This window comes from Methylocystis sp. H62 (assembly GCF_015709515.1).
Taxonomy (GTDB): Bacteria; Pseudomonadota; Alphaproteobacteria; order Rhizobiales; family Beijerinckiaceae; genus Methylocystis.
Map to the genome: position 1 here is coordinate 542,438 of NZ_JADNQZ010000058.1, position 20,842 is coordinate 563,279.

General features: G+C 63.4%; 24 protein-coding genes. 7 read left to right on the plus strand and 17 right to left on the minus strand.

The window, feature by feature from the left end; genetic code table 11:
* Positions 1–13 precede the first annotated feature (13 nt).
* From pssA to moaC, 6 genes are all read right to left on the minus strand, one after another.
* Complete coding sequence (pssA, locus tag IYY11_RS19245; protein WP_196405331.1) at positions 14–859, minus strand: CDP-diacylglycerol--serine O-phosphatidyltransferase; 846 nt, start codon at positions 857–859, stop codon at positions 14–16.
* A gap of 7 nt (positions 860–866) precedes the next feature.
* The gene (locus IYY11_RS19250) at positions 867–1,616 is read right to left on the minus strand and encodes a phosphatidylserine decarboxylase (protein WP_196405332.1); all 750 of its coding nucleotides are present in this window, start codon (positions 1,614–1,616) and stop codon (positions 867–869) included.
* Between the two features lie 36 nt (positions 1,617–1,652).
* Complete coding sequence (gene glp, locus IYY11_RS19255) at positions 1,653–2,855, minus strand: gephyrin-like molybdotransferase Glp (RefSeq protein WP_196405333.1); 1,203 nt, start codon at positions 2,853–2,855, stop codon at positions 1,653–1,655.
* A 7-nt stretch (positions 2,856–2,862) separates the two neighbouring features.
* On the minus strand, positions 2,863–3,048 hold the full coding sequence (locus IYY11_RS19260; RefSeq protein WP_196405334.1) for a hypothetical protein: 186 nt from the start codon (positions 3,046–3,048) through the stop codon (positions 2,863–2,865).
* A complete protein-coding gene (locus tag IYY11_RS19265; protein ID WP_196405335.1) occupies positions 3,045–3,974 on the minus strand; it encodes a hypothetical protein in 930 nt (309 codons plus the stop codon). The genes IYY11_RS19260 and IYY11_RS19265 overlap by 4 nt, the downstream gene beginning before the upstream one ends.
* Before the next feature lie 66 nt (positions 3,975–4,040).
* The gene (gene moaC, locus IYY11_RS19270; RefSeq protein ID WP_196405336.1) at positions 4,041–4,520 is read right to left on the minus strand and encodes a cyclic pyranopterin monophosphate synthase MoaC; all 480 of its coding nucleotides are present in this window, start codon (positions 4,518–4,520) and stop codon (positions 4,041–4,043) included.
* 98 nt (positions 4,521–4,618) lie between these two features.
* On the opposite strand from moaC, the gene IYY11_RS19275 reads away from it, so the two are divergent.
* Complete coding sequence (locus tag IYY11_RS19275) at positions 4,619–4,825, plus strand: type II toxin-antitoxin system HicA family toxin (protein ID WP_196405337.1); 207 nt, start codon at positions 4,619–4,621, stop codon at positions 4,823–4,825.
* Positions 4,822–5,220: a type II toxin-antitoxin system HicB family antitoxin gene (locus IYY11_RS19280; protein ID WP_196405338.1), complete on the plus strand. Its 399-nt coding sequence runs from the start codon at positions 4,822–4,824 to the stop codon at positions 5,218–5,220. Before IYY11_RS19275 ends, IYY11_RS19280 begins: the two co-directional genes overlap by 4 nt.
* 35 nt (positions 5,221–5,255) lie before the next feature.
* Here the strand turns inward: IYY11_RS19280 and trpC are convergent, their stop codons facing one another.
* The 8 genes from trpC to IYY11_RS19320 all read right to left on the minus strand — a co-directional run bounded on the left by trpC (position 5,256) and on the right by IYY11_RS19320 (position 14,076).
* Positions 5,256–6,095, minus strand: a complete 840-nt coding sequence (gene trpC, locus IYY11_RS19285) for an indole-3-glycerol phosphate synthase TrpC (RefSeq protein ID WP_196405339.1) — start codon at positions 6,093–6,095, stop codon at positions 5,256–5,258.
* A gap of 121 nt (positions 6,096–6,216) precedes the next feature.
* A complete protein-coding gene (trpD, locus tag IYY11_RS19290) occupies positions 6,217–7,239 on the minus strand; it encodes an anthranilate phosphoribosyltransferase (RefSeq protein ID WP_196405340.1) in 1,023 nt (340 codons plus the stop codon).
* A gap of 70 nt (positions 7,240–7,309) precedes the next feature.
* Positions 7,310–7,924 carry an anthranilate synthase component II gene (locus IYY11_RS19295; protein WP_018408698.1) on the minus strand — a complete coding sequence of 205 codons (615 nt, stop codon included), beginning with the start codon at positions 7,922–7,924 and terminating at the stop codon, positions 7,310–7,312.
* A gap of 59 nt (positions 7,925–7,983) precedes the next feature.
* The gene (locus tag IYY11_RS19300; RefSeq protein ID WP_196405341.1) at positions 7,984–9,096 is read right to left on the minus strand and encodes a site-2 protease family protein; all 1,113 of its coding nucleotides are present in this window, start codon (positions 9,094–9,096) and stop codon (positions 7,984–7,986) included.
* A gap of 283 nt (positions 9,097–9,379) precedes the next feature.
* Positions 9,380–9,886, minus strand: a complete 507-nt coding sequence (ldtR, locus tag IYY11_RS19305; protein ID WP_246720113.1) for a transcriptional regulator LdtR — start codon at positions 9,884–9,886, stop codon at positions 9,380–9,382.
* A gap of 200 nt (positions 9,887–10,086) precedes the next feature.
* Positions 10,087–10,593, minus strand: coding sequence for a DUF6163 family protein (locus IYY11_RS19310; RefSeq protein WP_196405342.1), 507 nt, complete (start codon positions 10,591–10,593; stop codon positions 10,087–10,089).
* 49 nt (positions 10,594–10,642) lie between these two features.
* On the minus strand, positions 10,643–12,172 hold the full coding sequence (trpE, locus tag IYY11_RS19315; protein WP_196405343.1) for an anthranilate synthase component I: 1,530 nt from the start codon (positions 12,170–12,172) through the stop codon (positions 10,643–10,645).
* Entirely contained in the window at positions 12,169–14,076 is a 1,908-nt protein-coding gene (locus tag IYY11_RS19320) for a peptidylprolyl isomerase (protein ID WP_196405344.1), read from the minus strand. The genes trpE and IYY11_RS19320 overlap by 4 nt, the downstream gene beginning before the upstream one ends.
* 212 nt (positions 14,077–14,288) lie before the next feature.
* On the opposite strand from IYY11_RS19320, the gene ppk2 reads away from it, so the two are divergent.
* Both ppk2 and IYY11_RS19330 read left to right on the plus strand, forming a co-directional pair.
* A complete protein-coding gene (ppk2, locus tag IYY11_RS19325) occupies positions 14,289–15,296 on the plus strand; it encodes a polyphosphate kinase 2 (protein WP_196405345.1) in 1,008 nt (335 codons plus the stop codon).
* Positions 15,297–15,878: 582 nt separating this feature from the next.
* Positions 15,879–16,316 (plus strand): hypothetical protein, encoded by a 438-nt coding sequence (locus IYY11_RS19330; RefSeq protein ID WP_196405346.1) that lies wholly within the window; start codon positions 15,879–15,881, stop codon positions 16,314–16,316.
* Between the two features lie 3 nt (positions 16,317–16,319).
* Here the strand turns inward: IYY11_RS19330 and arsB are convergent, their stop codons facing one another.
* Genes arsB through IYY11_RS19345 form a run of 3 tightly spaced genes read right to left on the minus strand, consistent with a single transcriptional unit; the run spans position 16,320 to position 18,253 of the window.
* A complete protein-coding gene (gene arsB / locus IYY11_RS19335; RefSeq protein WP_196405347.1) occupies positions 16,320–17,387 on the minus strand; it encodes an ACR3 family arsenite efflux transporter in 1,068 nt (355 codons plus the stop codon).
* A 3-nt stretch (positions 17,388–17,390) separates the two neighbouring features.
* Positions 17,391–17,918, minus strand: a complete 528-nt coding sequence (locus IYY11_RS19340) for an arsenate reductase ArsC (protein WP_196405348.1) — start codon at positions 17,916–17,918, stop codon at positions 17,391–17,393.
* Complete coding sequence (locus IYY11_RS19345) at positions 17,915–18,253, minus strand: helix-turn-helix transcriptional regulator (RefSeq protein ID WP_196405349.1); 339 nt, start codon at positions 18,251–18,253, stop codon at positions 17,915–17,917. The genes IYY11_RS19340 and IYY11_RS19345 overlap by 4 nt, the downstream gene beginning before the upstream one ends.
* A 113-nt stretch (positions 18,254–18,366) precedes the next feature.
* Here IYY11_RS19345 and tpiA point away from each other — a divergent pair, with 113 nt between their 5' ends.
* The 3 genes from tpiA to ndk all read left to right on the plus strand — a co-directional run bounded on the left by tpiA (position 18,367) and on the right by ndk (position 20,793).
* A complete protein-coding gene (gene tpiA, locus IYY11_RS19350; RefSeq protein WP_196405350.1) occupies positions 18,367–19,119 on the plus strand; it encodes a triose-phosphate isomerase in 753 nt (250 codons plus the stop codon).
* A 90-nt stretch (positions 19,120–19,209) separates the two neighbouring features.
* Positions 19,210–20,295, plus strand: coding sequence for a hypothetical protein (locus IYY11_RS19355; protein ID WP_196405351.1), 1,086 nt, complete (start codon positions 19,210–19,212; stop codon positions 20,293–20,295).
* Positions 20,296–20,370: 75 nt separating this feature from the next.
* Positions 20,371–20,793, plus strand: a complete 423-nt coding sequence (gene ndk, locus IYY11_RS19360; RefSeq protein ID WP_196405352.1) for a nucleoside-diphosphate kinase — start codon at positions 20,371–20,373, stop codon at positions 20,791–20,793.
* Positions 20,794–20,842: the final 49 nt, after the last annotated feature.

Below are 20,842 nucleotides of genomic sequence, written 5' to 3' on the forward strand. Positions count from 1 at the left end.
CAGCGCTTATTGCTTACGGTGACGCCTCTTTCGGAGCGGTCTTCTCCGCCTCCGCTTTCGCGAGCTTGTTATAGCGCCTCACGCTCAGCGGAATGGCAGCCAGAAACGCGACGCTGAGCACGGCGAGCAGCTCCATCGGGTAGATCGCCAGCAGCAGCGCCGTCACGCCCACGCCGAAAAGCACCGGAATCACGAGATCGCGTGGTATGCGCCCGATGCGCTTTCCGGAGAAATGCGGAATGCGGCTCGCCATCAGGAAGGCGATGCCGAGCACATAGACGATGTAAAACGGCGTCATCGCCTTGGACGCCGGCAGCTCCAAAACGGAGAAATGCAGATAGAGCGGCAGCAACACCGTCACGGCGCCGGCGGGCGCCGGCATGCCGACAAAGAATTCGGCGTGCCAGGCGGGCTTCGTCGGATCGTCCATCGTCACATTGAAGCGGGCAAGCCGTAGTGCGCCGGCGATGGCGAAGACGAGCACGGCGAACCAGCCGAGGCCTTTGATCTCGTGCAGCGTCCACAGATACAGCAGCAGGCCGGGCGCGACGCCGAAATCGACGAAATCCGAAAGCGAGTCGAGTTCGGCCCCGAAGCGCGACGTGCCCTTGATGGCGCGCGCCAAGCGGCCGTCCAGCCCGTCGAGCACCGCCGCGGCCATCACCGCCGTCACGGCCGTTTCAAATCGTCCTTCGATTCCATAGCGGATCGCCGTCAGCCCCATACACAGGGCGAGCAGCGTCACGAGATTGGGAAGAACGATGCGCAACGGAATGTTGCGAAATCGCAGCCGACGCTGTTCGGAGGGCGTCAGGGTTCCTTCTTGTGAATCGCGCCCGGAGAAGAAGGGATCGGCCATGGCGTGTTCAACCCGCCTTGAATGTCAGCGCGGCGACGCCGGCGGTCATGTCGGCGAGGATCGTCTCGCCGGCGATGGCGCGAGATCCAATAGCCACCATGGGCCGGGCCGATGACGGCATGTAGACATCGACGCGTGAGCCGAAACGAATGAGGCCAAAACGGTCGCCGACGCCGATCTGCTCGCCTTCCTTGACGAATCCGACGATGCGCCGCGCGACGAGTCCTGCGATCTGCACCACTCCAAAGCGCCCCGACGGCGCTTCGATGACCATGCCGCTGCGTTCATTGTCGTCGCTGGCCTTGTCGAGGTCGGCGTTGAGGAACAGGCCCGGCTTATAAGCGATTCTCGAGATGCGGCCGGTGATCGGCGCACGGTTCACATGCACATCAAAGACGCTCATGAACACGGAGATGCGCTGCATCGGCTCGGCTCCCAGGCCGAGTTCGGCCGGCGGCAGAAAAAAGCCGACCGCGCTGACGACGCCGTCCGCGGGCGAGATGACGAGCCCTTCGCGCAGCGGCGTCACCCGCGGCGGATTGCGGAAGAAATAAGCGCACCAGGCGGTGGCGATGAAGCCCATCCAGCCGAGCGTCGGCGACAGCCAGTCAAGCAGGAAGGAGACGGCGGCGAAACCAGCGATGAAGACGTAGCCTTCCGGATGGATCGGAACGAGCGATTTACGGACGGAATCGATGATCGACATGCGGGCCTGCTTTCGTGGCGGGCTGATCAGCGCGCGCGTTTCCTTTGCCATGTTGCGGCGCCAAAGTCACGGATGCGCGGCCTCGGATCATGGCAGCCGAAGGATGCGGCAGGTGTCGCCCTTCGCCAGGGGCGGCGCGCCCGGCTCGCGGATCAGCAGCGCTTGCGATTGCGCCAGCTCGGTGAGCAGCGACGAGTCCTGCAGCGGCTGCGGCGTTGCGACGAGGCGGCCATTTTCGTCCAGGGCGAGCCGCGCGCGCATATAGTCGCGCCGCCCCTTGTTGGCGGGGAGATAGGCGCCGGCGATCGCCGTCTCGGTTCGGTCGGAACCGGCGTCTGGATCGCCCTGCAGCGCGCGCAGGAGCGGCGCGAGAAAGACCAGCGCGCAGACGAAGGACGCGACCGGATTGCCGGGCAGGCCGAGGATGCGCGCGTCGCCCAGCGCGCCATGGATCAGGGGCTTGCCCGGCCGCATCGCGATTTTCCAGAAGTCGAGCGACATCCCTTGGCGCGCCAGCGCCGGACGCAGCAGATCATGGTCGCCGACCGACGCGCCGCCCAGCGTCACCAGAACGTCGGCGCGCGCGTCGCGGGCGAGGCCGATGCCGCGTTCGAGTTCCGCGAGATCATCGCGGAAGACGCCAAGATCGATCACTTCAGCGCCAGCGTCTTCGGCGATGGCGGCGACCGCCAGATTGTTGCAGGAGATGATCTGCGACGGGCCGGGCTCGGCGCCCGGCGGCACGAGTTCGTCGCCCGAAGCGATGATCGCGACGCGCGGGCGCCGCGCGACAGGAACTGCAGCGTGATTCATCGCCGCGGCGAGCGCGAGTTCAGCCGGGCCGAGGCGCACGCCGGCGAAGAGCGCGACCGCGCCTTCGCGAAAGTCGAGGCCAGCGCCGCGAATATGCGGGCCGGGCGTCGCGCCTGCCGCCAGCACGCCGTCGGCGACCCGGGCGTCTTCCTGCAGCAATATGGCGTCGGCGCCCTGCGGCACTGGCGCGCCGGTGAAGATGCGTACCGCTTCTCCCGGCTTGAGGGCTGCGTCATAGCCGTGGCCTGCGGCGCTTTCCCCGACGATCCGCAGCGGCCCGGCGGCAAGGTCGGCGGCGCGCAGCGCAAAGCCGTCCATGGCCGAGACGGCGACGGGCGGCTGGCTGCGGCGGGCGACAAGGTCGGCGGCCAGCGTGCGGCCGCGCGCCCGCGCCAGCGGCGTCAGTTCTTCGCCAAGCCGTGAAGCCCCAGCGAGCACCCGCGCAAGTGCGTCGGGAACGGAAAGAAGCTTATCCACGCGAAACTTAATCCCGGTTCGCGACGCGGCGATAGATGAGCGCTGCGAGGCTTTCGACTGCGAGCGCGACGAGCACGATGACTGTCGCGAGCGCCGCGTCAATGTCGACGCTGGGATAAGCGAAGGAGAACGCTGCGCCAAGAGCGATCGCCAGCAGAAAAACGGCGACGATCCGAGGAAGGGACAATTTCATTTCGGCGCCGCCTCATCGCTCTTTTTCGCCTCGGCGAAGTGCGCGATGTCCGCGACCGCGGCGCTCACAGGTTGCACCCAGTCCGCGGCGGTCAGAAGAATATTTGCGACCTGCAGATTGAAATCGGCGAGTCGCGCGCCGTCCGCGAACTCGGGCCTTTTCACCTGGGCGGCGTAGGCGGCGACGAACAGCGGAAAGGCGCGGGCGCGCACATTGGTCAGATCAACGAACAGAAAAGGCGGGGGCAAGGGCGAAAGATCGCTGATCTTGCTCGCGTAGGTGAGGATATAGGGACCGCCCGAAAGATCATTCTCGCAAAGCTGCGCGACCGCCGGCGCCGGCTTGTCGCACAAATGGAACAGCAGGCGCTGCGCCATGGCGAAATCATAGTTCTTGCTGAGGAAGGTCTTAAGGACCGCGGGATCGACATCGGCGGGGAAGGCGGCTTGGCCGCCAGAACCCCGCTTGGTCGGTATGTAGAGGATGTTGATCCGCTCCTTTGGCGCCGCGACATCGGATGCCGCCGGGAAGCGCCCCACGAGCTCGCGGAGGAAGGCGACGGCGCGGTCGTTGGGCCGGGGCAGGATCACATAGGAATAGAGGCCATAGCCCGCCGTTTCCACGCCGGGGGCATAAAGATAGTCGTAGGCCGTGCCCAGAATGCTCGGCCTTGCGACAGGGCCTGCGCCGCCTCTCGGCTCCGAAGGTCCTTCAGCCCTTGGCGCATCGAACGAAGATGGGGCGCGACGGTAGGCGCGCGGCCTATTGGGGCCACTCCAGGCAGAGTGAGGTTGATAAGAATAGCCCATGCAGCGCCGGTAGCAGGCCGCGTCCTCGCCGCATTGGCTCCGGCATTCGGTCGCCCGGTCGGCGAAGGCTGGCGCGCTCATCAACAGCAGCGCAACGGCGAGAATAAAATGCCGCATGACGGCGCCTCCACAATCATCAAAATGTCAATCGTTACGATATAGAGCCTTGCGGCCGCCGTCGAACTATTCGGCGCGTCGCCAGACGCCGGACTTGCCGCCCCGCTTTTCGACGAGTTCAACGCCTTCGATGCGCATGCCGCGATCGACGGCCTTCAGCATGTCATAAATCGTCAGACAGGCGATTGAGACGGCCGTCAGCGCCTCCATCTCGACGCCGGTCCTGCCAGTGACAGACGCTTCGGCCAGGACGCGCAGGCCCGGCAACGTCTCGTCGGCCGTGATCTCGACAGAGATGCTCGACAAGGGAAGAGGATGGCAAAGCGGGATAAGGTCGCTCGTCTTCTTGGCCGCCATGATGCCCGCAATGCGGGCGACGCCGAAAACGTCGCCTTTCTTGGCCTGACCTTCGATGGCGAGCCGCAGAGTTTCACGCGCCATCACCACATGGCCGCGGGCGCGTGCGACGCGAGACGTCTCGGCCTTCGCCGATACGTCGACCATATGCGCTTCTCCGGCGGCGGAGAGGTGGGTGAGTTTGGTCATCGCTCGCGTTTTGCGCTTTTGGCGGGTTCGAGGCAAGGTCAGATCACATTGAGAATCGATCAATCGTGTGTATAATAGTGCGCATTGCAGGGTGATTTATGGCAAAGGTCGAAACCAATGCCCGTAAAATCGTCGCGCGACTGGAAAAGGACGGCTGGAGAAACATCGGTGGCGGAAGCCATGACCGTTTCGTCAACGATAAGCGGCCCGGCGCCATGATCACTGTGCCACGCCATCGGCAATTGACGCCCGGAACCGCGCGGTCCATCGCCAAGGCCGCCGGATGGATGGAACAATTGGAATGACGCATTTCGTTGGAGTGATCGACGGCGCCGGAAAGAATTGGGGTGTGCGCTTTCCGGACGTGGACGGTTGCGTCGGCGTCGGCGCGACGCCGGAAGAGGCAATCGTCAGCGCGACGGAGGCGCTGCGCGAAGTGATGAGCTACAAGCGCGGTGGCGGGTTCAAGATCAATAAGGCGCGAACGCTCACGCAAATTCTTGCATCCGGCGAAGTCGCGCCGGGAGAGACGACTGTGCTCATTCCGCTGCTGCTCGATTCCGGCCGCGTCGTGCGCGCCAATCTGACCTTCGACGCGGGGCTACTTGAATCGATCGATGCGGCGGCGAACAATCGTGGCCTCACGCGCTCGGCCTTCCTTGCGAGCGCAGCGCGGGAAAAGATTGAGTCGGGGAAGTAACTCAATTCACCACTTACGTTGGCGGCGCGCACACCTTACGCGCCTGCCGGTGACCTTGCTGGGTCAGACTTGGGATTTCCTGCCGAGCCTTGCAGGAGTTCGCGCGTAGCCGCTTCGACGTCATGCTTGCGCATCAGGCTTTCGCCGACGAGAAAGGTGAAGATGTGCGATTTTTCCAGGCGCACGCAGTCGTCATGCGCCGTGATTCCGCTTTCGGCGACGATGATCTTGTCGCGCGGAATCTTCTCGGCGAGCCTCTCGCTGACTTCGAGCGACACTTTGAAGTCGCGCAGATCGCGATTATTCACGCCGATCAGACGCGTCTCCAGCGCCAGCGCGCGATCAAGCTCGCTCTCGTCATGCACTTCGACGAGCACGTCCATGCGCAGATCATGCGCGGCCGTGTTCAGCGCCTTCGCTTCGTCGTCGTCGACGGCGGCCATGATGATGAGAATGCAATCCGCGCCGTAAGCCCGCGCCTCGTAGACCTGATAGGGATCGAACATGAAATCCTTGCGGAGCGCAGGCAAATGCGTCGCCTTTCGCGCGGCTTCAAGATCTTCGAGCCTGCCTTTGAACGAGGGCGTGTCGGTCAGCACCGAAAGACAGGCCGCGCCGCCGGCTTCATAGGCGCGCGCCAATTTCGGCGGATCGAAGTCTGGGCGAATGATTCCCTTGGATGGGCTCGCCTTCTTGATCTCGGCGATGAGCGCGACGCGACGCTCGTTCAGTTTCTGCTCGATCGCATGGACAAAGCCGCGCGGCGGATCATGATCGTGCACGTTGCGCTCGAGCGTCGCGAACGGCATGCGCACCTTGGCCTCGGAAATCTCGGTGCGCTTATAAGCTTCAATTTTTTTGAGGATGTCGGTCATCTTCTCGCCTACGGCGGGCGGGCCGCGACCGCCATCGCTCGAATTGTTCCGCCGACTGCCGGCTCCTTATGAATAGCCGATAAACGGGCGCAATCCTATCCCGATCGAAGGGGAGGGCGGATCAGGCGTCGCGATGGGAGCAGCGGATCAGCGCGTCGAGCTTATTCCGCGCCGCGCCGGAATCGATCGCCGCCTCAGCCAGCGCCGCGCCTTCGCGCACATTTGCGGCGCGTCCGGCGACGACCAGCGCAACGCCGGCGTTGAGGACTGCGACGTCGCGGTAGGCGTTCTTCGCGCCCTCCAGAACGGCGCGCAGGGCTCTGGCGTTATGCGCCGCGTCGCCGCCGACAAGCGCTTGAATCGTCGCGCGGGGCAATCCCGCGTCCTCCGGCGAGAGATCAAAGCTGCGGATCTCGCCGTCTTCGAGCGCAACCACATGGGTCATGCCCGTCGTCGTCGCCTCATCCAGTCCGTCGTCGCCATGCAGCAACCAGACGCGCTTTGCGCCGAGTTCGCGAAGCACGCGGGCCAAGGGTTCGAGCCAGTCGCGGGAGAAGACTCCGATCATCTGCCGTTCGACCCGCGCGGGGTTGCACAGCGGACCAAGCAAATTGAAGATCGTGCGCACGCCCAGCTCGCTTCTCACCGGCGCGGCGTGGCGCATGGCCGGGTGGTGCGTCGTCGCGGCCATGAAGCAGATTCCGGCCTCCTGGAGCGATGCGGCGGCGGCGTCCGGCGAAACGCCGACCTTGACGCCGAGTTCGCCGAGCACGTCAGAGGAACCCGACAGCGACGAAGCCGCCTTGCCGCCATGTTTGGCGACGATCGCGCCGGCGGCTGCGGCGATGATCGCGGCCAAAGTGGAAATATTATATGTGCCGGCGCCGTCGCCGCCGGTCCCGACGATATCGATTGCGCCGGCCGGCGCATCAACCGGCGTCATCGCGGCGCGCATCGCCTCAGCGGCTCCGATGATTTCGTCGATCGTCTCGCCGCGCAGTCGCAGGCCCATGAGAAACGCCCCAAGCTGCGCTGGTGTGGCGTCGCCACGAAAAATCAGAGAAAACGCCGCTCTCGCCTCGTCGCGGGCAAGGGGCGCGCCGGAGACCAGCGCGGCGATGTAGGATTTGAAATCCTCGCTCACTGGAACTCAGCGCGGATCGCCGAGGGCCGGTCCGACGCCGACGACAAGCGGGCGATCTTCGCGACAGCGGTCACGCCGCCTTCTCGCGCCGGCGGGGGCCCTCGTTCCACTCCCGAGCGAGATCGAGGAAATTTTGTAAAATCTTGTGGCCGTGCTGCGAGGTGATGCTCTCGGGATGGAACTGCACGCCATGCGTCGGCAGCGTCTTATGCGACAGCGCCATGATGAGGCCGTCCGGCGTCTCGGCGGTCACCCGTAGGCAGTCGGGAAGGGTGTCGCGGCTGACGATCAGCGAATGATAGCGCGTCGCCTGGAATGGCCCCTCGATGCCGCGGAACACGGCGTCGCCGTGGTGGAGGATGGTGGCCATCTTGCCGTGAATCGGCAGTGGCGCCCGAATGACGTCGCCGCCAAACACCTCGCCGATCGACTGATGGCCGAGGCAGACGCCGAAAATCGGCACGGTCTCGGCGGCCGCTGAGATCAGCTCCATGCAGATGCCGGCTTCATGCGGCGTGCAGGGGCCGGGCGACAGCACGATCGCGTCGGGTCCGCCGGCCAGCACTTCGGCGACCGAAACGGCGTCGTTGCGGTGAACCGTGACGTTCGCGCCCAGCTGGCCGAAATAATGAACCAGGTTGAAAGTGAAGCTGTCGTAGTTGTCGATGAGCGTGACGTTGGACATTGGGCTTCTGTCCAGCCTCCTGGCGCGGGTTTGACAGTGCAATAGGCCGGGCGGCGGGCTTAAGCAACCGTCGGACGGCGATCGTCTCGCGGCGAGAAGCGCCAGTCCGGCCGAACTTCTTTGATCATCATGATCTCAGCCAGCGACTGACGGGTCAGAAGACCCAAGAACCGCCCCTCCTCGTCGGTTACGCCGACCGCCTCTCCGCTCGTGAGCATAGGCAGGGCGGCGTCGATGTTCTCGCGACCATCGATCGTCGCGGGCTCCTGGCGAACGAAAGGCGCGATCGGCGCGCCGGGTTCGGCAGCCCGCAACGCTTCGATGATGTTGGCGCGGGACAGGAAGCCGCTGAGCCGGCGCGAGGCGTCCACGACTGGGAATTCGTCCTGAGACGTAGCCAGAAGGATATCCACCGCTTCGCGCACGCTTGCGCTGCGCTCGATCACGCCGATGCGCGTCTCCATGGCGTCGGCGGCTTTCAGGCCACGCGCCGCCTCGGACATCGAGGTCATCTGCGCTTCGCCCGCCGCGGCGATATAGACGAAGATCGCAATGAACAGCAGCAGCGGATTTCCGAACAGCCCCAGAAAACCCAGCAGGAAAGCGAAACCCTGACCGATCTGCGCGGCGATGCGAGTCGCACGGCCCTTGCCGATCCAGATCGACAGCGCCGCCCGCAGCACGCGGCCGCCGTCCATCGGAAAGGCCGGGATCAAGTTGAACGCCGCAAGAAAGATATTCACCGCCGCCAGACGTTTTAAAAGATTGACGGACGGGTCGCTGATCTGGATCCCGTCGGACACGTCGACAGCGCCAAGAAACAGGATCAGCAAAGCCGCAATGACGAGATTGACCGCCGGACCCGCCAGCGCGATCAGCAACTCCTGCCGGGGCTTATCGGGCATCTTTTCCATGTCGGCCACGCCGCCGATCGGCAGCAGCGTGATCACCGGCGAGACGATGCCATAGCGCCGCGCCGTCAAGATGTGGCCGAACTCGTGCAACACGACGCAGACAAAGATCGCGACGATGAACAGCACGCTGTCGCGCGCTGCGACGGCGCCGCCGCGCTGGTAGGCCGCAAAGCCGATCCAGCCCAAGAGCAGCAGGAACGTGACGTGAATGCGCACGGCGGTTCCCATGAAGGAGCCGATCGTGAGGGACCAACGCATTTGAGCTCCTGCGGTCGTGGTTAACAGCGGTAAGATAGGACTGAGCGGCGGTTTGCGCTAGAGCGCTTCCCGCTCACATGGATTGCTCTCATGGATCATGTGATCGATAGGGAAGCGCTCAAAATCAAAATGTTGGAGCAGGTTCTCATCGAAAGTCCGTCAACTTTTTCGGAACCGGCTCTAAGCGCAGGGACGCACGAAAAACGCCGGCGAAGCGGCCCTGGGGCGATTGCCGGCGAGAGACGAGACAACAGGCGAGAGACGAGAAGAAAGCGAAATCGCCTCAGAGGCGATAGCGGACCTGATCGGTCCAGAAGCGCTCCAGTCGCGAAAGCGACGTATTGAGGGTGCGAAATTCGTCGCAGGTGACGCCGCCGATCTGCTCGACCGTCTGCGCGTGCTTCTCATAAAGCTGCGCAACGATATCGTGAATTTGCTTGCCCTTCGGGGTCAGGCTGATGCGCACCGAACGGCGGTCAAGGCGCGAGCGCGCATGATGCATATAGCCCATGTCGACGAGCTTCTTGACGTTGTATGAAACATTGGAGCCGAGGTAGTAGCCGCGCGTGCGCAATTCGCTTGCGGTCAACTCCTTGTCGCCGATGTTGTAAAGCAGCAGCGCCTGCACGGAATTGACGTCGCCAAGATCGCGGCGGTCGAATTCGTCCTTGATGACGTCGAGCAGACGGCGGTGAAGGCGTTCGACGAGCGTGAGCGCTTCGAGATAAATCGGTCGGATCTCGCTGGCGCGATCCTCGCGGGCAGGGGCTGTCTTGGTCATGGCGCTCATCGTCTTCTCCATCAGGGCGGATGCATCGCGCATCTCTTGATCGGCGTTCGATGAGATCAAATTAGATCGGCGCAGGTGAAAGGCAGTTTAAACAACAGCCTGAATCGCGCGTTTACCCCGAAAGGGGCTGTTTGCGGTGAATGAGAGATGAACTTAAACGTTCGATTTACGCTAACGATTCCTCTAACAACCCTTGCGCGTTAGGAAGCTTTTGGCGGTTTCCTGTCGAATTTGCGGCGACGGCGGCGTTCGCGCATCTGCTGCGCCTCGATATCGCGTCCGGCCTCGAAGGTCAGCCCGAAATACATGGCGATCAGCACGGCGTTGACGCCGATCAGCCAATAGCCGCCGGTGAAGAATCCCGGCATGCTGAGCGTCAGAAAAATCTGCGCGCTGGCGACGAGCAGCCACAATACGCCGCCCCAGGGCGTCGCCAGCCACAGGCCGACGCCGGCGATGAGATCGAGCACGGCGAAGAAAATAACGGCGGAGGCTGCGCTCTGCGGCATGGTTTCGAAGATCGAGCGTTCCGCAGCGAGAATGATCCGCCACTGCATCAAGCCTTGCACGAGCCAAAACAGTGCGACGATGCGCATGAAGCGCGAGAGCAGCACGCCCCACTTTGCGGCGTCGCCGCCATTCGGTTCGCCGACGCGGATTGCGCGGTAGGGATCGTCGCCGTCGTCGTAGATCGTTGGGCCATCCATCAGATGCGCCGCCGCCTGTTTCGCTGTCCGTGCGCTTTGGCGGGAATGGCTACTGCCCCCGCCGCGCGCGCGTTGCGAAGCGAACCGCTTCCTCGGCGGCGCGGAAAAGCGCTTTCGCCTTGTTGACGCATTCGCGGTGTTCATATTCCGGTTCGCTGTCGTAGACGACGCCCGCGCCTGCCTGCACATGCATCTTGCCGTCCTTCACGATCGCCGTGCGCAGCACGATGCAGGTGTCCATTTGGCCGCCGGCGCCGAAATAGCCGATGCAGCCGCCATAGATGCCGCGCTTGTCGGTCTCAAGCTCGTCAATGATCTCCATGGCGCGCACTTTCGGCGCGCCGGAGACGGTGCCGGCGGGAAAACCCGCAGCGAGCGCGTCGATGCAATCGTGGCGCGCATCGAGTTCGCCTTCAACATTGGAGACGATGTGCATCACGTGACTGTAGCGCTCGATGGTGAAACTGTCAGTGACGCGCACCGTGCCCGTCTTTGCGACGCGGCCGACGTCGTTGCGGCCGAGGTCGAGCAGCATGAGATGTTCGGCGCGCTCCTTTTCATCGGCGAGGAGATCCGCCGCCAGACGCTCGTCCTCCGCCTTCTCCTCGCTGCGCCAGCGCGTGCCGGCGATCGGGCGAATCGTCACCTTGGCGTCGGCTACGCGCACGAGGATTTCGGGACTCGAGCAGACGATCTGGAATTCGCCGAAATCGAGAAAGCATAAAAAGGGCGCCGGGTTCACGCGACGCAATGCGCGATAGAGCGCGAAGGCGGGCAAAGCGAAAGGCGCGGTGAACCGCTGCGACAGCACGACCTGGAAGATGTCGCCGGCGCGAATATATTCCTTCGCGCGCTCGACCATCTCGAGAAAACGCGATGGCGGCGTATTCGAAACCGGCTCCTGAGCGAGAAGCTGCGCGTCGGTCCCGCCGTCGCGATGGTCCAGCGGCGCCTCCAGCGTCGCGACGACCTTGTCGAGGCGCGCCAGCGCCGCTTCGTAGGCCGCCTTCGCCGCAACGCCGGCTTTTGGCCGAGCGGGCGTGACAATGGAGATTTCGTCGCGCACCGTGTCAAAGACGATCATGACCGTCGGACGCATGAAAAGCGCATCAGGCGCGCCGATCCTGTCTTCCTTGGCCGGTCCCAGGCGCTCCATCTGGCGCACCATGTCATAGCCGAGGTAGCCGAAGACTCCCGCCGCCATCGGCGGCAGCCGCACGGCCTGCGGCACGGCGGATTCGGCGATGAGCTGACGCAAGGCGACAAGCGGCGCCCCCTCGCAGGGTGTGAAGACGCTCGCGTCGTCGAGCGCAGCGCGATTAATTTCGGCGCGGTCGCCGAGGACGCGAAAAATCACGTCTGGGTCGAGGCCGATCATCGAATAGCGGCCGCGGGCGGCGCCGCCTTCGACGGATTCGAGCAGAAAAGCCGCGCCGCGCCGACTGTGCGTGAGCTTGAGATAGGCGGAGACCGGCGTTTCGAGATCGGCGACCAACCGGGTCACGACCAGCTGCGGCCGATCAGCGTCGTATTCGGCGCCGAAGGCGTCGACGTCGGGCTCGAACAGCGCGCCGCTCACTTGTCGCGTTCCGCTCCGGTCGCGGCTTCCAGGGCCTTCTGGTTGATGTCGACGCCGAGCGCCTTCTCGAGGCCGCCGACATATTGCTCCAGCAGGTCGTTGTGAAACGCAGGCTTCAGCTGCTGGGCGATCGTCTTTGCTTCGATCGAACTCGGGTCGAACACGGGAGTCGTCGAGTCACGCACGAAAAACACCAGCCGCCCATTGTCGACGACGGCGGAGCCGGCGTTGCGCGGCGCGACATCGAAGAATCGAACGATGACGTTGGTGTTGAAGTCGGGCCGCGCCTCGCGCTTCACGTCATTGGCGCGTTGGGTCTGAACGCCCACTTCCTTGGCGACGTCTTCGATTGACCGGCCCGCGTTCAGCTTGGCGACGATTTCATCGGCCTTGGCGGCGAGCGCCTTTTGCGCCGCGTCGCTGCGCATGGCGTCGACGACGGCCGCCTTCACCTCTTCGAATGTCTTCTGCCGGGCGGGCTCGATGCCGTTGACCTCGTACCAGACATAGCCGCCGTCCCGCGTCGCGACGGTATCGTTATCGACGCCGATGTCCGATGCGAAGGCGGCCTTCACGAGGTCTGGACCGGAAGGAAGCCCGGCGATCGGCTTGCCGCTGCGGTCATTGCCTGCATCGTCGACGCCGTCATAGACCTGCGTCTCCAGCCCCACGGCCTTTGCAGATTCAGCGAGAGTTTTGCCGGAGGCGCGCTGATCCTCGATGGCCTCATGGAGCCGGCGCACTTCAGGCATGGCGCCCTGCGCGGCGATTTCCGCGCGCAGTTCCGGCTCGGCCTGCTCGAAAGTCTTGTTGTAGACCGCCGGGGCGATGCTCCTGACCTGGGAGATGACGGCGCCGAAGGCGGTATGAACCGGCTCGGTCAGCCCCGGCTGGGGAAGCGCAAAAACCGCCGCTCCAACCTTGGGATCGCCAAAGTCGCGCTGCTCGACGAGGCCGAGGTTGACGTCCTTGGGATTAAGTTTGAGCTCGGCCGCCATCGCCTCGATGTCGGCGCCGGCTTTGAGTTTGGCGAGCGCGGCTTCGGCTTCCGTGTCCGTCTTGAACACGATCTGCCGCACGTCACGCTTTTCCGGCATGCCGTAGCGCTTCGATTTGACCTCGTCATAAAGTTTGCGCACCTGCTCGGCAGGCACGCTCTCCGGCTTCCCGAGCGTGGACGGGCTGACGACCAGCGCCGTCAGCTTGCGGTATTCCTTGGCGCGGAAGGTCTGCTCGCGTTCGTCGAAGTATTTTTTCAGCTCTTCGTCGGATGGCGTCGCTGCGGCGCCGGCCAGCGACGGCGGCAGAATGACGTAGTCGATCGTTCGCGATTCATTGCGGAAACGATAGATCGCCTCGACCATCAACTTGGGCGGCTCGACTCCGGCGACGGCGATGTCGGTAATCATCTTGCGCAGGTAAGCGTTCTTCTGATCCGCGACGAAGCCCCGCTCGGTGAAGCCGGAGTCATTGGCGATCTGCTTGAAGCGCATGGCGTCGAATGTGCCGTCGGGCCCCTGAAACACCTTTTCCGACGCGAGCAGACGCTGGGTGGTCTCATCGCTTGCGGCCAGCCCGAGCTGCCGCGCCTTTTGGTCAAGCGCAACTTCCGTGACGAGGCGCTCGAGGATCTGAAGGTCCAGCCCCGCCTGATGCGCTTCTTCATTGGTGATCGCGCGCCGCATCCGCTGCTGAATGCGGCGAAGTTCGTTTTGATACGCGCTGCGATAGGTCTCGACCGTGACTTCGCCACTGCCGACGCGGGCGAGCCGCTGGGCCGTCATGCCGCGAAACACGTCCCCGACGCCCCAGACCGAGAAACTGATGACGATGACGCCCATGACCAGCGCCATGATGGTGCGGCCGATCCAGTTCTGCGAGGCGACGCGCAGGCCTTCTAGCATGGGTATTGCTTCCTTGGGTGCGTTGGATCCGGCTTCCCGGTTTTGGCGGCGGACTATAGGGAGGGGGCGGGCGCGTGGCAATGCGCTCGGCACAGAACCGCCGACGCGTCGAAATGCGCTATTGCCCCGTGTTTCGAATGCCTGCAGTCTCCCGACAAGAACCCCGCTGAACAGTTCCAATTCGGAGCGCGCGCCGGACATGAGAGCCGATAATGGATGAAACCGTTAACGCCGTCGGTGAGACGGGCGTAGAGGCTCTCGTGACCAAAGTCGCGGCTGAGCCCGCGGACGTCCAAGCGGCCGAGCCCGCGGCGCATCCCCATGCGCCACATCAGGACGTGCGTCGCCTGCGGGCTGATGCCGAGGCGGTCCGGAAGGCGTTCGAGTCAGGAGAATTTCCCTACAAGACCCGCCTGAGCGAGAAGGTCTATCTGCGGCACATGGAGCTCCTCCAGGTGGAGCTCCTCAAGGCGCAAAACTGGGTGAAGGAGACCGGTCAACGCATCGTCTTGCTGTTCGAGGGGCGCGACGCCGCCGGCAAGGGCGGCACCATCAAGCGCTTTATGGAACATCTCAATCCGCGCGGCGCGCGGGTCGTCGCGCTGGAGAAGCCATCCGAGCGCGAGCGCAGCCAGTGGTATTTCCAGCGCTACATCCAGCACCTGCCGGCGGCGGGCGAGATCGTTTTCTTCGACCGCTCCTGGTACAATCGCGCCGGCGTCGAGCGGGTGATGAATTTCTGCACCCCGAACGAATATCTCGACTTCATGCGCCAATGTCCCGATCTTGAGCGCATGTTCGTCAATTCCGGCGTTCGCCTCTACAAATACTGGTTCTCGGTGACGCGCGAGGAGCAGCAGCGCCGCTTCCGCTCGCGCATGAATGATCCCTTGAAGCAGTGGAAACTCTCGCCGATCGACCGCGCGTCAATGGACAAATGGGACGATTACACCGAGGCGAAGGAGGCGATGTTCTTCTTCTCCGACACGGCCGACGCGCCCTGGATCGTCATCAAATCGGACGACAAAAAGCGCGCGCGCCTTAATTGCATGCAGCACTTTTTATCGAGCCTCGATTATCCGAATAGAGATCATAGCGTCGTCCACGGACCCGATCCGCTCATCGTCGGCGCCAGCGCACACGTCATCGGCCGCGACGAGCACATTCTGGGCAAGTCGCTTGCGATGGACACCGAGAAGAAGCGCAAGCGCACCCGCTAGGGCTTTACGTTATGGGCGTGGACATCGCGCCCGGAATGCCGCGCGAAGGAATGCTGCGCGAGAATTTAGCGGCCAGCGGTTTCGTTGAGTCAACGCCGACAATACAGCGCGAGCCGCGCACGAAGACCGGAACGGCTGGGCCTTCTATGCCGTAATGCTTCCGACTTTTTTGATAGCGCATCGCTCGATGGCCAGGAAAGATCGTTCGGCGCGTCATTGATCTTGCGCCTCTGTTTCAGAAACTCGGAAAAATAAATAACGACATTGCTGATGGATTTCGCTGCGTCTGTTAGGCGCCGAATGTCCCCCGCGCCCTGGATCTCAACGTATCGTTGGGCTGAAGGCGGTAGGGCGTATGGCCGTCCCGACAAGCGTCATCTTCAAAAATAATTCACCATAAAGTTAAGGCCCTGCTTGCACTGCAGATATCGGTTGTTTAGAAAAGGAACGCTGAAGCTGGAAGAGGCGCGAGTTGTAGCCCTTCCCCTTCCCGAGGGGCCCGAGACACGCGCTCGGTCGACTGAGCCCTGACAGCTGTGGGTGGCGCGGCCGCCCCTTACGAGCGCCCCAAAAGGAAATCCTATGCTGCGATCTCTTGGTCTTGCAGGAACGATGACGCTTGTACTTTTGACTGCGCCCGCGAATGCTTTCGATGTCATGGCCCCCGATTATGGCGGACGCGTAGAGCAATATGAAGCCAGGCTTGCGAGGGCGCGGGCTCGTGGCGAGCCAATCCGGATTGGCCCGACTGAATGCGATTCCTCCTGCACGCTTTATCTGGCGAACCCCCAGTCCTGCGTTTCCGAGGGCGCGGTTTTCGGCTTCCATGCGCCTTGGTTTGGCGGGCCCGAGGGGGGCGTCGTCGATCCGCGCATGACCGCGGTCTTCGCCGCCCACTATAAGCCCCGGCTGCGCCAGGCCTTCATGGCTCACGTGCGGCGCCACGGCAATCAAGCTCCGGCGCCCATGCTGCGCATCACCGGCCGCCAGCTCGCGGCATATGGCTATCGCCTCTGCTAATCGTCAGGGTAAATCGACGGGCGCGGGGATTCGATCAGCCGATCGAAGCGCTCCGCGCTCATACCAACCCTTGCTCCGATTGACGATCCAGACGACGCTCAGCATCACAGGAACTTCGATCAGGACGCCCACAACGGTGGCGAGCGCAGCGCCAGAGTCAAAGCCGAAGAGGCTGATCGCCGCCGCGACCGCCAGTTCAAAGAAATTGCTCGCCCCGATCAGCGCCGAAGGGCCGGCGACGCAATGGGCTTCTCCCGCCGCGCGATTGAGCAGATAGGCGAGCCCGGCGTTGAAATAGACCTGGATCAGTATCGGCGCCGCAAGCATGGCGATGATCGCGGGTTGCCGGATGATCTGTTCCCCCTGAAAGCCAAAGAGCAGAACGAGCGTCGCGAGCAGCGCGATCAGCGACGCCGGGCCGATCTGCGCGAGCGCCTTCGCGAGGCCTTTTTCACCGCCTGCCGCGAGCAACCGTTTGCGGGCGAGCTGCGCGACGATCACCGGAACGACAATGTAGAGGACCACCGAGAGAAACAGCGTGTCCCACGGCACGACGATCGAGGACAGTCCAAGCAGCAACCCGACGATGGGCGCGAAAGCGACGATCATGATTGCGTCGTTGAGCGCGACTTGGCTCAGCGTGAAATGCGGCTCGCCCTTAATGAGATTCGACCAGACGAACACCATGGCGGTGCAAGGCGCGGCTGCGAGTAGGATAAGGCCGGCGATGTAGGAGTCGATCTGGTCCGCCGGCAAATAGGGTCGAAACAGATAGCCGATGAAAATCCATCCGAGCAGCGCCATTGAAAAAGGCTTCACCGCCCAGTTGACCGCGAGCGTGACGCTAATTCCGCGCCAGTGACGGCCGACTTCCGCGAGCGCCGCGAAGTCGATCTTCATCAGCATCGGCGTGATCATCAGCCAGATGAGCGCCGCGACAGGCAAGTTGACCTTTGCGACCTCCATCGCGCCAATTGCGTGAAACACGCCCGGCAAGAAATGGCCCAGCGCGACGCCCAAGACGATGCAGAGCGCCACCCAGAGCGAGAGATAGCGTTCGAAAATGGTCATGACTTACTCCGCGGTCGCGTTCGGCGATGTTGCGCCTTCCATCTCGCCGATCTCGCGCAGGCGCTGGCTGAGCGCGAGTTTGTCGAGGCGACGCAGTGGAATCGCGCAGAACTGATCGACGCGGTTGCGCAGATAGCGGAAGGCCGTGGCGAAGGCGCGCTGCTTTTCTATGTCGCTTCCTTCCACCGCCGCAGGGTCTTCGATGCCCCAATGCGCCGTCATTGGCTGACCGGGCCACGCCGGACAAGCTTCACCCGCTGCGCTGTCGCAGACGGTGAAGACGAAATCCATGCGGGGCGCGTCAGGGCGGGCGAACTCGTCCCAGCTTTTGGACCGATAGCCTTCGGAAGGAAGGCCCATCGTCTCCAGCGTATAGAGCGCGTAGGCGTTGACCTCGCCCTTCGGATGGCTGCCGGCGGAATAGGCGTGGAACCGGCCGGCGCCGCGCTCGCGCAGCAGCGCTTCGGCCATGATCGAACGCGCACTGTTGCCGGTGCAGAGGAACAGCACGTTATAGGTCCTGTCTGTCATTGGCGAGACTCACATTTGATGCGTGCAAGAGAGTCGGCGGGCGCGCATGGCACGCCGCCGCAACAGTCTTCGGCGAGGAAGCGCGCCAGCTCATTCAGCCGAGAAAGATCCGCCCGATAGACGATGCTGCGGCCGGTGCGGGCGCTGATGACCAGCTTCGCCTGCGAAAGGACGTTGAGATGGGCGGAGAGCGTGTTTTGCGGAACGCAGAGCGCCCGCGCGACGTCGCCGGCCGGCAGACCCTCGGGCTCGTGCCGGACGAGCAATCGGAAGGCCTCGAGCCGCGTCGGCTGCGAAAGCGCGGACAGACAGGCGAGAGCCGCTTCTATTTCCATAAATCCAGATATATCGAAATAAATGACGGCGCAATGACATTTCTGCAAGGCGCGCCCACATTGTTGCGCGCCCGTAGCTCTGTTACCCAGGCGTATTATCAGGAGCATTTCGCATGACCCGTCGCCCGCTCGTCGCCGGAAATTGGAAAATGAACGGGCTGCGCGCCTCGCTTGAGGAGATCGAGGCGATAGGCGCCGCCTATGACGATGCGCTGCGCGCGCGCGCCGAACTGATCGTCTGCCTGCCGGCCACGCTGATAGCGGTTGCGCGCGATAGCGCCGAACGAGGACGCTTGGGCCTTGGCGCGCAGGATTGCCATGCCGCCGCCAGCGGCGCTCACACGGGCGACATTTCCGCCGAGATGCTCAAGGACGCCGGCGCGTCCTACGTGATCGTCGGCCACAGTGAACGCCGTTCGGACCATGGCGAGACCGACGCCGACGTGCAGGCGAAGGCGGCGGCCGCGCTGCGCGCGGGACTCACCCCAATCATTTGCGTCGGTGAAACGCGCGCTGAGCGAGAGGCAGGCGATGCATTGAGCGTCGTCGGCGCGCAGATCGAGGGCTCGCTCCCCGCCGACGCTCCTGCGCATATCGTCGTCGCCTATGAGCCGGTGTGGGCCATCGGCACAGGGCTGACGCCGACAACCGAGGACGTCGCCGCTATGCACGCCTTCGCGCGCGAGCGGATCGAAGCCAGGCTCGGCGGCGGCAAGAGCGCCGACATTCGCATTCTTTACGGCGGCTCGGTCAAGTCGTCGAACGCCCGCGAATTGATGCATGTCGCCAATGTCGACGGCGCGCTGGTTGGCGGCGCGAGTTTGACGGCCAAAGATTTTATCGGCGTCGCGAGCGCCTATCGCTGATCAGGCGAAGCTGGACAATCGGATGGGCTCGAATAAAGTCATCCGTTCAGAGGATTTGTTTTCATCCATTGATTGAAAGAGGGGCGCGTCATGAGCCAGAATGATTTCGGCGCCATCGAACTGGTCGATGAAGACAGTGTCTATCCCGGTTCGCGATTCAGCGAAGTGCGCGACGCGGTGTTCGCCAATCCCTATCAAAAGGTCTGGGGCGCGCCCGGCGAGCCGCCGCTTCCCTTCGTGATGCCGACCTTTTTCGACATGTTGCGCGCGCTCTGGAGGGGCAGGCACTTTTTGACTGAGGCCGCCCAGCGATCGGTCGACGCGCGCAGCGACCTCAGATGGGGACCTGACAAAAAAGGCTTCAGACGCATCGTGCATCCCTGGGGCGTCGTTCTGAAGGGGTTCTGGGAAATTACCGAGGACAGCGGCTACACCGGCTATTTCCAGAAGGGCAGCAAGGCGCTTGTCGTCGCGCGCTATTCCAACGGCGGGGCGGTGAAGCGCGGCAAACCGCGCGGGCAGGGCATCGCCGGCAAGCTCTTCCCGACGACCGACCCAGACCATAAAGAGCCGTTGCAGACGGCGAACTTCTTCACGATCGACGATATCGTCGGCGCGTCGACGCGCTACATCAACGATGTCGATTTCGTCAATGCGCCGAACGTCACGCTTTCGAATGATTGGCGAACCTCGCCCATCGTCATGACGGCGGGCGTCGTGTTCGCGATCACCGATAAGGATCCGACCGAGCGCCAGCTTCATGAAGTCGCCGAGCTCGGCAAGCCTCGCGACCTTCCCACCCGCGCCCCGCGCTTCATGCGCTTAAAGCTTGCGCCGGGCCATCCGCGCATTGAGGGAGAGGAACTCGATTCACGCGACGAATTGCTGGCGATGATGTTCGACAAGGGCGATCCGACGCCCAGGCGCGAGATCGTTTTCACCATCGAGGTCACCGAGGATGGCGAAGTGACCGGCCGCACCGGATTCAAGAAAGGAACGTTCCGCAATTGGCGGCGGATCGGCGCGCTGACGTTCGACAACGCCGTCGTCTCCTACAACGGCGATCGCGTCCTGCATTTCCACCATCCGAATTGGCGCATCAATCGCAACGATCCGGCCACGAGGTTCCGGCCCTCGCCAACAAGCAGCGAAGTGGAAAAGACCGAGGCGGTGTAGGCTTGCCGCTTCGGCGAGCGACCGATATAAGCGCGACGCCTACACCATGCTCCAACGACGAGGCGATGCGCTCCTATGGCGATCGAACGCACTTTTTCCATTCTTAAGCCCGACGCGACGAAGCGCAATCTCACCGGCAAGATCAACGCGCTGATCGAAGGTGCGGGCCTGCGAATTATCGCTCAGAAGCGCATCCGCATGTCACGCGAACAGGCGGAAGCTTTTTACGCCGTGCATAAGGAGCGGCCGTTTTTCGGCGAGCTCGTCGACTTCATGATTTCCGAGCCCGTCGTCGTGCAGGTGCTCGAAGGCGAGAACGCCATCGCGCGCTACCGCGAAGTCATGGGCGCGACCAATCCCGCGAACGCCGCGCCGGGAACGATCCGCAAGGAACACGCGCTCAGCGTCGGCGAGAATTCGGTGCATGGCTCCGACGCGCCGGAAACCGCGGCGGTGGAAATCGCGCAGTTCTTTTCCGGCAACGAGATCGTCGGCTAATCAAGGCGTCATGCCCGCGCTTGTCGCGGGAATGAGATGTGACGGCGTG